The sequence below is a fragment of the Chloroflexia bacterium SDU3-3 genome, assembly GCA_009268125.1.
Taxonomy (GTDB): Bacteria; Chloroflexota; Chloroflexia; order Chloroflexales; family Roseiflexaceae; genus SDU3-3.
The window spans coordinates 271,365-282,125 of record WBOU01000004.1 but is presented as its reverse complement, the minus strand read 5'-3'; the positions used below and the strand labels follow the sequence as shown (position 1 = coordinate 282,125).

10 protein-coding genes and 1 tRNA gene are annotated in these 10,761 nt (G+C 65.3%); 6 read left to right on the top strand and 5 right to left on the bottom strand.

The features are described 5' to 3' along the window. Positions 1–77: 77 nt before the first annotated feature. From dnaK to F8S13_08485, 4 genes are all read right to left on the bottom strand, one after another. Positions 78–1,922 carry a molecular chaperone DnaK gene (dnaK, locus tag F8S13_08500; protein KAB8143926.1) on the bottom strand — a complete coding sequence of 615 codons (1,845 nt, stop codon included), beginning with the start codon at positions 1,920–1,922 and terminating at the stop codon, positions 78–80. 86 nt (positions 1,923–2,008) lie between these two features. Then, a complete protein-coding gene (gene grpE, locus F8S13_08495; GenBank protein ID KAB8143925.1) occupies positions 2,009–2,536 on the bottom strand; it encodes a nucleotide exchange factor GrpE in 528 nt (175 codons plus the stop codon). Between the two features lie 47 nt (positions 2,537–2,583). Next, positions 2,584–3,645: a heat-inducible transcription repressor HrcA gene (gene hrcA / locus F8S13_08490; protein ID KAB8143924.1), complete on the bottom strand. Its 1,062-nt coding sequence runs from the start codon at positions 3,643–3,645 to the stop codon at positions 2,584–2,586. 224 nt (positions 3,646–3,869) lie between these two features. Then, positions 3,870–3,944: transfer RNA gene (locus F8S13_08485), tRNA-Gly, on the bottom strand. Between the two features lie 367 nt (positions 3,945–4,311). Here F8S13_08485 and F8S13_08480 point away from each other — a divergent pair. The 5 genes from F8S13_08480 to F8S13_08460 all read left to right on the top strand — a co-directional run bounded on the left by F8S13_08480 (position 4,312) and on the right by F8S13_08460 (position 9,420). Continuing rightward, on the top strand, positions 4,312–5,052 hold the full coding sequence (locus F8S13_08480; GenBank protein ID KAB8143923.1) for an NUDIX hydrolase: 741 nt from the start codon (positions 4,312–4,314) through the stop codon (positions 5,050–5,052). Beyond that, positions 5,049–5,768: an isochorismatase family protein gene (locus tag F8S13_08475; GenBank protein ID KAB8143922.1), complete on the top strand. Its 720-nt coding sequence runs from the start codon at positions 5,049–5,051 to the stop codon at positions 5,766–5,768. Before F8S13_08480 ends, F8S13_08475 begins: the two co-directional genes overlap by 4 nt. After that, positions 5,692–6,330, top strand: a complete 639-nt coding sequence (locus tag F8S13_08470) for an RNA 2'-phosphotransferase (protein KAB8143921.1) — start codon at positions 5,692–5,694, stop codon at positions 6,328–6,330. Before F8S13_08475 ends, F8S13_08470 begins: the two co-directional genes overlap by 77 nt. A gap of 286 nt (positions 6,331–6,616) precedes the next feature. Further along, positions 6,617–7,399 carry a TrmB family transcriptional regulator gene (locus F8S13_08465; protein KAB8143920.1) on the top strand — a complete coding sequence of 261 codons (783 nt, stop codon included), beginning with the start codon at positions 6,617–6,619 and terminating at the stop codon, positions 7,397–7,399. Between the two features lie 2 nt (positions 7,400–7,401). Then, positions 7,402–9,420, top strand: a complete 2,019-nt coding sequence (locus tag F8S13_08460; GenBank protein KAB8143919.1) for a heavy metal translocating P-type ATPase — start codon at positions 7,402–7,404, stop codon at positions 9,418–9,420. Positions 9,421–9,480: 60 nt separating this feature from the next. Here F8S13_08460 and F8S13_08455 read toward each other — a convergent pair whose 3' ends face one another. Then, complete coding sequence (locus F8S13_08455) at positions 9,481–9,894, bottom strand: response regulator (protein ID KAB8143918.1); 414 nt, start codon at positions 9,892–9,894, stop codon at positions 9,481–9,483. Positions 9,895–10,185: 291 nt separating this feature from the next. On the opposite strand from F8S13_08455, the gene F8S13_08450 reads away from it, so the two are divergent. Then, positions 10,186–10,761 (top strand): dCTP deaminase, encoded by a 576-nt coding sequence (locus tag F8S13_08450; protein ID KAB8143917.1) that lies wholly within the window; start codon positions 10,186–10,188, stop codon positions 10,759–10,761.

Below are 10,761 nucleotides of genomic sequence, written 5' to 3'. Positions count from 1 at the left end.
CTTTTCACACTGGTTTTGGCCCGGGGGGGCGGGGGCGCCCCCCCCCCCTGGGGGGGCCCGCGGGGCTGTGCCGCTTGCTAGCTATTCTGCTCGTTTTCCACCGCACCCTCTTCCGAGGGTGCCCCGTAGATGGCCTGACCGGCCTGCTGTAGTGCGACGGATAGCTCGGCGGTTTTGTTGCGTAGCTCGGTGATGTTCTCGCCGTCCAGCGTGCCGCGCAGCGCGGCGACCTTGGCCTCTAGCTCGGCCTTGAGCGTCTCGTCGATCTTGTCGGCGTGCTCGCGCAGGGTCTTGTCGGCGTTGTAGAGCAGGCCGTCGGCGCTGTTGCGGGCCGAGATCAGGTCGCGCCGGTTCTTGTCGTCCTCGGCGTGGTCCTCGGCGTCGCGCACCATCTGGGCGATCTCGTCGTCGCTCAGGCCCGATGATGCGGTGATGGTGATCTTCTGCTGCTTGCCGGTGTTCTTGTCCAGCGCGGTCACGTTCACGATGCCGTTGGCGTCGATGTCGAACGTCACCTCGATCTGGGGCACGCCGCGCGGGGCGGCGGGGATGCCATCCAGCACGAAGCGCCCGAGCGACTTGTTGAAGCGGGCCTCGGCGCGCTCGCCCTGCAGCACGTGGATCTCGACGCTGTTTTGGTTGTCGCTGGCGGTCGAGAAGGTCTGGCTCTTGCGGGTGGGGATGGTGGTGTTGCGCTCGATCAGCGGCGTCATCACGCCGCCCATGGTCTCGATGCCCAGGGTCAGCGGGGTGACATCCAGCAGCAGCACATCGGTCACCTCGCCGGCCAGCACCCCGGCCTGCACGCCCGCGCCGATCGCCACCACCTCGTCGGGGTTCACGCCCTTGTGCGGGTCTTTGTTGAAGAACTTGCGCACAGCCTCCTGCACCGCTGGCATGCGGGTCTGCCCGCCCACCAGGATGACCTCGTCGATGTCGTTGGGGCGCAGGCCCGCGTCCGAGAGCGCCTGGCGCACCGGGGCCATCGAGCGGTCGATCAGGTCGCCCACCAGCTGCTCCAGCTTGGATCGCGAGAGCGTGAGGTTCAGGTGCTTGGGGCCGGTCGCGTCGGCGGTGATGAAGGGCAGGTTGATCTCGGACTGCATCACCGTGGAAAGCTCCATCTTGGCCTTCTCCGCCGCCTCCTTCAGGCGCTGGAGCGCCGTGCGGTCGGTGCGCAGGTCGATGTTGCTCTCCTTCTTGAACTCGCTGATCAGCCAGTCCACGATCCGCTGGTCGAAGTCGTCGCCGCCCAGGTGGGTATCGCCGTTGGTGGCCTTCACCTCGAACACGCCGTCGCCTAGCTCCAGCACCGACACGTCGAAGGTGCCGCCGCCCAGGTCGTAGACGATGATCACCTGATCCTTGCCCTGCTTGTCTAGCCCGTAGGCCAGCGCCGAGGCGGTCGGCTCGTTGATGATGCGCAGCACCTCAAGCCCGGCGATCTTGCCCGCGTCCTTGGTGGCCTGGCGCTGGCTGTCGTTGAAGTAGGCCGGAACCGTGATCACGGCCTGGGTCACGGTCTCGCCTAGGTAGGCCTCGGCGTCGGCCTTGAGCTTCTGCAGCACCATGGCCGAGGCCTCCTGGGGCGAGTACTCGCGCCCGCCCATCAGCACGCGCACGTCGCCGTTGGGGGCCTCGGTCATGCGGTAGGGCACCAGCTCGCGGTCGCGCTGCACGTGGGTGTCGCTCAGCTTGCGGCCCATGAAGCGCTTGACCGAGAACACGGTGTTCTCGGGGTTGGTGACGGCCTGGCGCTTGGCCACCTGGCCCACCAGCCGCTCGCCCGATTTGTTGACGGCCACGACCGATGGCGTCAGGCGGTTGCCCTCGGCGTTGGCGATGACCACCGGCTCGCCGCCCTCCATCACCGCAACCACCGAGTTTGTTGTGCCAAGGTCAATGCCGATAATACGTGCCATGTATTTCTCCAAAAAAGCAGAAAAAGGCAGGGAGCAGCGGGATCATGCGCTGGCGCGCTGCCCTTGCTCTCTGCCTATGGTTGTTCCTACGCCTTGCCGACCTTCACCATGGCGGGCCGCAGCACCTTGTCGCGCAGCGTGTAGCCCTTCTGAAGCTCGGCCACCACCACTGTGGTCTCGCCCTCGCCGCTCTCGTCGTAGATCACGGCCTCGTGCTTGTTGGGGTCGAACTCCTGGCCCACGGACTCGATGGCGGCCACGCCCTCGCTCTCCAGCAGGGTGCGCAGCTTCTGCGGGATGAGCTTGAAGCCGCCGTACCACTGCGAGTCGGCGATCTCGGCGGTGACGCTGCCGATAGCGCGGTCAATGTCATCCACCACCGGCAGCAGCTTCAGCAGCAGGCCCGCGCTCGCGCTGCGGATGAGCTCGGCGCGCTCCTGCTCGGTGCGGCGCTTGTAGTTCTGGAAGTCGGCCTTGGCGCGCAGGAACTGATCCTTATACTGGGCGACCTCCTGCTCCAGCTGGGCGATCCGGGCATCCTGCTCGCTGGTGGCGCTCACCACCTCGCCCTCGACAACCGGGGTCTCCTCGGGGTTGGTTTGCTGGTCGGTCATAGTACGGTCCACTCCTTATCAAAATCAGAGCGTAGGCTGCGACAGCGCTACGCCTTACCTTCTCCATAGAGGTCGGTGAGCATATCGCTCATCACCGCCGAGAGGTAGCGCACCGCCGAGATGGTACGCGGGTAGGCCATGCGGGTCGGGCCGATCACGCCCAGCACCCCGGCCATGTCGCCGTTGATGCCGTAGCGGGCCAGCACCACGCTGTACTCGCGCATCTCGTCGCGCTCGTGCTCGCCGCCGATCACGATCTGCACGCCGTTGCTCGATGCCATGGCCTGCATGATCAGCGGGCTGAGGCCCTTGCCGCTCTGCAGGATCTCGACCATCTGGCGGATGCGCTCGACCTGGCTGAACTCGGGCTGCGAGAGGATCTCCATCAGGCCGTCGCTGTGGATGTCGCTGTTGTACTGATCCTCGAACTGGCGCATGGCCTTGATCACCAGCTCCAGCACCAGGCCCTCTAGCTCGCCCGCGCCCGAGATCAGCAGCACCGGCTGGTGGCGCACCTCTTCGATCTTGGCCACCGGCGCGTCGTAGAGCCGCTCGTTGATGCGGGCGGCCAGGCGGCTCAGCTCATCCTGGGCGAAGGCGGTGTCCAGCGTCAGCGTTTGCTGGCGGATGGTGCCGTCGTGCAGCACCAGCACCATCAGGATGGTGGTGTCGTGGATGGAGATCAGCTCGATGTGCTTGAAGCGCGACTGGTAGGCGCGCGGCGGCGTCACCACCGAGGCGTTCTGGGCGGTGCGGGCTAGCACCGCGCCCGCAAGCTGGATCCACTGGTCCAGCTCGGTGCGAACCTGGTAGAACTGATGCCGGATGGTGCGCTGCTCGCTGGCGGGCAGCGGTGCCCAGTCCATCAGGTTCTCGACAAAGAATCGGTAGCCTGCATCGGTCGGCACGCGGCCCGCCGAGGTGTGCCAGTGGGTCAGGAAGCCCATGTCCTCCAGCGCGGCCAGTTCGTTGCGGATGGTGGCGCTGGAGGCGCGCAGGCTGTACTTTCGCACCAGCAGCTCCGATGCTACCGGGGTCGAGGTGTCGATGAATTCTAGGACGACCAGCTTGAGGATAAGCCGCCGCCGCTCGCTTAATTCTGCTGACATCGTCGACGCTCCGCCATAACTACAAAGTCTTGGTTCGTATCCGAGCGTGCTCATGGGATTTTAGCACTCGCACTGCTAGAGTGCTAAGGCACAAGTTTAAATGATTGGCGTGCTCTTCGCACGCCGAATGGCCCCTATTTTACCATGAGTTTTTCGCAGTTACAATTCTGCGCCGGGCCATGCAAAAAGAGCCAGCAGGCACGCCTGCTGGCTCTTTCCGTAGGTGGAGCGGGAGACGGGATTCGAACCCGCAGCCCTCTGCTTGGGAAGCAGATGCGCTACCATTGCGCCACTCCCGCGTGACACGCCACTATACTACCAGTATCTGTGGGTGGTGTCAAGTTGGGCGGTGCGATTTTACCACGCGGGCGCGAGGTTTTTTGGCACCAAGGCCACAAAAGAACCGTTTACCACCAAGACACCACGGGGACAAAAGAACCGTTTACCACGAGGGCGCGAAGGCACGAAGGTTTTTTACCACCAAGACTCCAAGGCACCAAGGGGATAAAAAGGGCGGTAGAGCACGAGGGCGCGCAGGGCAAAAAAAAGTGGAGAGGGGAAGTTAGGATAGGATGGGCAGTATTGCTCTTTGCTGCTGCGGGGCCTTGACAAGGGCGGGGTGGAGGTCTATAATTAGTGTCAATATGACACTAAGGAGCGCTCCCTATGAAAGAAACCGCCGAAAACTACGACCCAGCCCACTACGACCGCCCATCCGTCACGGTCGACGTGGTGATCTTCACCCTGATCTCGGGCCAGCTGCATGTGCTGCTGGTCGAGCGCGGCAACTGGCCGTACGAGGGGCACTGGGCCATCCCCGGCGGTTTCGTGGGCATCGACGAGTCGCTGGATGAGGCCGCCCGCCGCGAGCTAGAGGAAGAGACCGGCCTGCACGACCTCTACCTTGAGCAGCTCTACACCTTTGGCACGCCTGGGCGCGACCCGCGCACCCGCGTGATCAGCGTGGCCTATATGGCGATCATCCGCGCCGAGTCGCAGCAGCTGCGGGTCTCGGATGAGAGCACCGACGTGCGCTGGTTCCCCGTGGCGGCGCTGCCCGCCGCGCTAGCCTTCGACCACGAGAGCATCCTGTGCCTCGCGACCGACCGGCTGCGATCCAAGCTAGAGTATACCACGCTGGCCTTCCAGCTGCTGCCCGAGATCTTCTCGATCCTAGAGCTGAAGCAGATCTACGAGCAGATCCTGGGCGAGAAGCTGGACAAGGGCAACTTCTACCGCAAGATCAAGGATGCCCGCGTGCTGGAGGACACCGGCATGCGCCGCGAGGGGCGCGGGCGTCCCACCACCCTCTACCGTTTCGCCCGCGACCGGGGCGACGAGCAGTTTGTCTTCCGCTGGCGCGAGGCCCGTCTGGATGAGCAGTCAAAACAAGGAGCAAGTGTATGACCACACCATCGCTGAATCTTGCAGAGCGCTCGAAGCCGTTTCTGGGCTACCTGGAGGGCTGGTATGGCGGCCTGGGGCCACAGTCGCTGGAGGAGCTGATCGCGGGCAGGCCCGAGAAGGTGGCGATCATCTCGATCGATGTGATCAACGGCTTCTGCAAGGCTGGCCCGCTGGCCAGCGAGCGCGTGGGCCGGATCGCCCAGCCGATCGCTGCGCTGTTCGAGCGGGCCTACGCGCTGGGTGTGCGCCACTTCGCGCTGACCCAGGACACCCACGCGCCCGACTCGCCCGAGTTCCAGGTCTACCCGCCCCACTGCATCGTGGGCACCGAGGAGAGCGAGGCGGTGGATGAGCTGAAGGCGCTGCCGTTCTACAGCGAGATCGCGATCTTCCCCAAAGGCTCGATCAACTCGCATATCGGCACCAGCCTGGGCATGTGGGTGGACACCATCCCCGAGCTGGACACCTTCATCGTGGTGGGCGATTGCAGCGACCTGTGCGCCTACCAGGCGGCCATGCACCTGCGGCTGGAGGCCAATGCGCTGGGCATCGAGCGCACTGTGGTGGTGCCCGCCGATATTGTGGATACGTTTGATACGCCGGTGGCGACCGCCAGCGAGCTGGGCATCTACGCCCACGATGCCGACCTCCACCATGTGCTGTTCCTGCACCACATGGCCTCGAACGGCGTCAAGGTGGTGGCGCGGCTGGACTGAGAGGAATATGATGGATGAGACGCAGCGCACGCGCCTCTCAAAGATGCTAGCGCTGGTCCTGCGCCATCGCGCGGGCGATTTTGGCCTACGGCTGGACGCCGAGGGCTTTGTGCCCGCCGACGAGCTAGTGGCCGCGCTCCGGCGGCAGCGCGGCTGGGCCAGCCTGACTCTGGCCGACCTAGAGGAGGTGATCGCCACCCAGCAGAAGCGCCGCTACGAGATCGTGGATGGCGACATCCGCGCGATCTACGGCCACTCGCTGGATGCCGAGGTGAGCTACCCGCAGGTGCAGCCGCCCGCGCTGCTGCTGCACGGCACCGCCCGCCGCTTTGTGGCGGCGATCGCGGCCCAGGGCCTGCGGCCTATGAACCGCCAGTATGTGCATATGACCGACGACCTGGCGCTGGCCGCGCTCACGGGCCGCCGCCGCGACCCCGAGCCGACCATCCTGCGCATCCGCGCCGCCGCCGCCCACGCCGATGGCCTGGCCTTCTACCAGGCCGACAGCGGCGTGTTCCTGGCGCGGGCCGTGCCGCCGCAGTATATCGAGCCAGCCGACTAGCGCTCGGCTCCTGTCTACCCGCCCCCAGGTGCCTTGGGCACCTGGGGGCTTTGTGTTGCACGGGGTTGGGCGCGAGGGAAAGTGTAAAGTGTTTCTGCACAAGAGGCATGGTTTTGAATAAAAACAATTTCATTTGTCTTTATTAGTACAGGCTAACATTATGCCTACATTGTGTCTAATATTTCTGATCAGAAAGCCAAATAAGCTAAACTCTTACTTGACATCTGCCTGGGGCGGCGCTATACTTTCTCGTAGTAGTTCGGAAAAAGATTACTAAAGAGAAACCATGGACATTACCGATCAGCTCCTCGCCCTTGGGATGACCGAGTACGAGGCCAAAGTATACCTGGCGCTGCTGCGCGAGCACCCCACCACTGGCTACCAGATCAGCAAGGCCGCTGGCGTGCCGCGCTCGATGGTCTACGAGGCGCTGGGGCGGCTTGAGGCGCGCGGCGCGGCCCTGAAGACCCAAGAGGAGAAGGCCACGCTCTACCGCCCGGTTCCGCCCGACACCCTGCTCGACCGCTACGAGCAGGAGATGCAGTCCCGCGTGGCCTCGCTGCGCGAGCGGCTGCAGCCGCTGTACCGCCAGCAGGATGAGGGGCGGCTCTGGAACTTCGGCGGGCGGCGCGAGGCCCTGCAGTACGCCGCCGAGCTGATCGCCAGCGCCAAGACTGAGCTGATGCTGGTGCTTTCCGACCCGGATGTGGAGGAGCTGCGCGACCTGCTGGGCGGCGCAGCCGAGCGCGGCGTGCAACTGGGCGTGATCCTCACCGGCGGCGCGCCGTTCACCGCCGGGCAGGTGGTGCGCCACCCCCGCCGCGAGACCGAGCTGCACCGGATGCAGGAGACCATGATCGTGGTGGCGGATGAGCGCGAGTTTCTGATCTCTAGCGGCCACGCCACCACCACCGCCACCGTGACGACCAACACCAACATGGTGCTGATCGCCCGCCAGTTCATCTGGATGGAGCTGTTCGCCCAGCGGATCTTCGCGCGCCTCGGCGAGGATCTGCTGGTCAAGCTCGCCCCCGACGACCGGCAGGTGCTTCAGCAGGAGGGAGAATAGCCATGAGCGCACATGTGATTCAGCAGGGCGCGCCGGGGCGTGTGGTGCCCAGCACGCAGCTCTCTGAAGAAGAGGCCGAGATCGCCCAGCTTCCCTGGATGATCCGTCTCACCATCCTCTGCCTTGTCACCACGGTGGCGGGGTGGGTCGGCGAGTCGTTCCCGGCCATCCCGCAGGCGGCGATCTGGGCGATGTACGCCGTGGCCTACGCCAGCGGCGGCTTCTACAGCATCCAGGAGGCCTGGGCTACGCTGAAGGAGCGCCAGTTCGACGTCAACTTCCTGATGATCATCGCCGCCGTGGGCGCGGCCTGGATCGGCCAGCCGCGCGAGGGCGCAGTGCTGATGTTCCTGTTCTCGCTCTCCAATACGCTGGAGACCTACGCGATGGGGCGCACCCACGCCTCCATCCGCGCCCTGCTGGACATGACCCCCAAGGAGGCCGAGGTCTACCGCGACGGCATCCTGGCCAGCGTGCCAGTCGAGGCGCTGGTGGTGGGCGACGTGGTGCTGGTTCGCCCCGGCGCGCAGGTGCCCGCCGACGGCACGGTGGTGAAGGGCGAGTCGGCGGTGAATGAGGCCTCGATCACGGGCGAGTCCATGCCGGTGGAGAAGCGCGTGGGCAGCCGCACCTTCGCGGGCACGATCAACGGCCAGGGCGCGCTGGATGTGCGGGTGACTACGCCGGTGGGCGACTCCACGCTCGCGCGGATCGTGCAGGTGGTGCGCGAGGCCCGCGAGCAGAAGGCTGCCAGCCAGGACTTCACCGACCGCGTGATCGGCCAGTACTACGCCTACGCGGTGGTCGGCATCACGCTGCTGGCGATCCTCATCCCGCTGGTGTTTCTAGGCTGGGATCTCTCCACCACGCTGTACCGCGCCTTCACGCTGATGGTGGTGGCCTCGCCCTGCGCGCTGGTCATCTCGGTGCCGGCCACGCTGCTCTCGGCGCTGGCCAGCGCGGCGCGCGGCGGTGTGCTGTTCAAGGGCGGGCGGCACCTAGAGGCGGCGGCGCGGGTGAAGGTGGTGGCCTTCGACAAGACCGGCACGCTCACCACCGGGCGGCCCGGCGTGGTGGCGATCATCCCCGTGGGCGGGCCGGGGCGGCTGCCCGCCAGCCTGCCGTGCCTCGCGTGCCACGCCCGCCCGCACGACGACCAGCTGGGCGATCTGACGCCTGACCAGTTCCGGCTGCTGGCGGTGGCGGCAGCGATCGAGCAGCCCTCGGAGCACCCGCTGGCCAAGGCCATCGTGCAGGGTGCGCAGGAGCGCGAGGTGGCCCTGCCCGAGGCAACCGCCTTCGAGGCGGCCACCGGCACGGGCGCGAGCGCCGAGGTGTGCGGTCGCCGCATGCGGATCGGGCGGCCCTCGCTGTTCACGCTCACGCCCGATGTGGCGGTGGAGGTGGATGCCCAGGAGCGCCAGGGCCGCACGGTGGTGGCCGTGGGCGATGGCGAGGCGGTGTGGGGCCTGATCGCGATCGCCGACACGGTGCGCCCCGAGGCCGCCGATGCGGTGCGCCGCCTGCGCGAGGCGGGCATCCATGTGGCGCTGCTCACTGGCGACAACCGCACGGTGGCACAGACTCTGGGCGGCGCGCTGGGGGTGGATGAGATCCGCGCCGAGCTGCTGCCCAACCAGAAGGTGGATGCGATCAAGGAGCTGCAGGCCAAGTATGGGCCGGTGGCGATGGTGGGCGACGGGGTAAACGACGCCCCCGCGCTAGCCACGGCGTCGCTGGGCGTGGCCATGGGCGCGGCTGGCACCGATGTGGCGCTGGAGAGCGCCGACGTGCTGCTGATGGGCGACGAACTGTCGAAGCTGCCGGGCGCGCTGGCCCTGGCGCGGCGCGGGCAGCGGGTGGTGCGCCAGAACCTGGGCTTTGCCTTCACGGTCATCGCCGTGCTGGTGGTGTTCGCGCTGCTCGGCGACATCCCGCTGCCGCTGGGCGTGGTCGGGCACGAGGGCTCGACGCTGCTGGTGTGCGCCAACGGCCTGCGGCTGCTGCGCCGCTGGGCCTAGCGGCTGCGGTGTGGGCCGCGCGGCGGGATAGTTCCTGCCGCGCGGCCCTGTTTTTTTGCACTATTCCGCCGAGCTGATCCGGCGCATCTTCGCCGCTGGGTTTGTCTCGATCTTACTCAAGATCGCCAGCAGCTTCTCAAGCTCGAAGGGCTTCTCAAGCCACACGATGCCCTTGGCTGTGAGCGAGGGGATGATCTCGGTCATCGCCTGGGTGGCAGCGGTGCACAGGATCATGGGAATATCGCGGGTCGCGGGGTCGAGGTAGAGCATGTCGAGCAGCGCCCACCCGGCGGGGATATTGTCAAACATCAGGTCGCAGACCACGATGTCGGGCTTGCTGTTTTTGATCTGCTCGAACGCGCCCTGATGCTTTGGGAGCGTCATAACCTCGTAGCCCTCTTCCTCTAGAAACTCGGACAGCAGGGCGAGAAACTCGGCGTGGTCGTTGACCACCGTGATGCGCTTTTTGGCCATAGCGCGCCTTCCTTGCAGGGCTAGTGGGGCTGATGAAGCGAGGGCTATTGTAGTGGGAAGCGCGGGATTCTGCAATCTCGATAGCGAAGATTTTTACCACCAAGATACCAAGGCACCAAGGGGACAAAAGGGACACGAATACTAGGAAAGCGCGTAGGAAAAAGATTCGCCACCAAGGCATCCATGGGCAGTAGACACAACCCATACAGCCTCTGTTGGACCGTATGTATGGCGGTCGTTGGTTTGCGGGTATAATGCGCCCACTTAAACCAAGCTAGAAGGAGCACAGCTGTGTCCATTAAGGCGGATCGCTGGATCCGAAAGATGGCGCTTGAGCAGGGCATGATCGCGCCATTTGTGGATCGCCAAGTGCGCGAGGGGATCATCTCGTACGGGCTTTCGTCCTACGGGTATGATATGCGCGTGGCCGATGAGTTTAAGGTGTTTACCAACGTCTTTAACTCGCTGGTCGACCCCAAGAAGTTTGATGAGCGCTCTTTCGTTGACATAAAGGCGGACTATATCGACATTCCGCCAAACTCGTTTGCGCTGGCCCGCTCGGTCGAGCTGTTCCACATCCCGCGCAACGTGCTGGCCGTGTGCCTGGGCAAATCGACCTACGCCCGCTGCGGCATCATCGTCAACACCACGCCGTTCGAGCCGGGCTGGCGCGGCTATGTGACGCTGGAGCTGACCAACAGCACGCCGCTGCCCGCCCGCATCTACGCGAACGAGGGCATCGCCCAGGTGCTGTTCTTCGAGAGCGATGAGGACTGCGAGGTGGCCTACGACGACCGCCACGGCAAGTATATGGATCAAGTGGGGGTAGTGCCGCCGCGCATGTTCCAGCAGCGCAGCGAGGGGTAG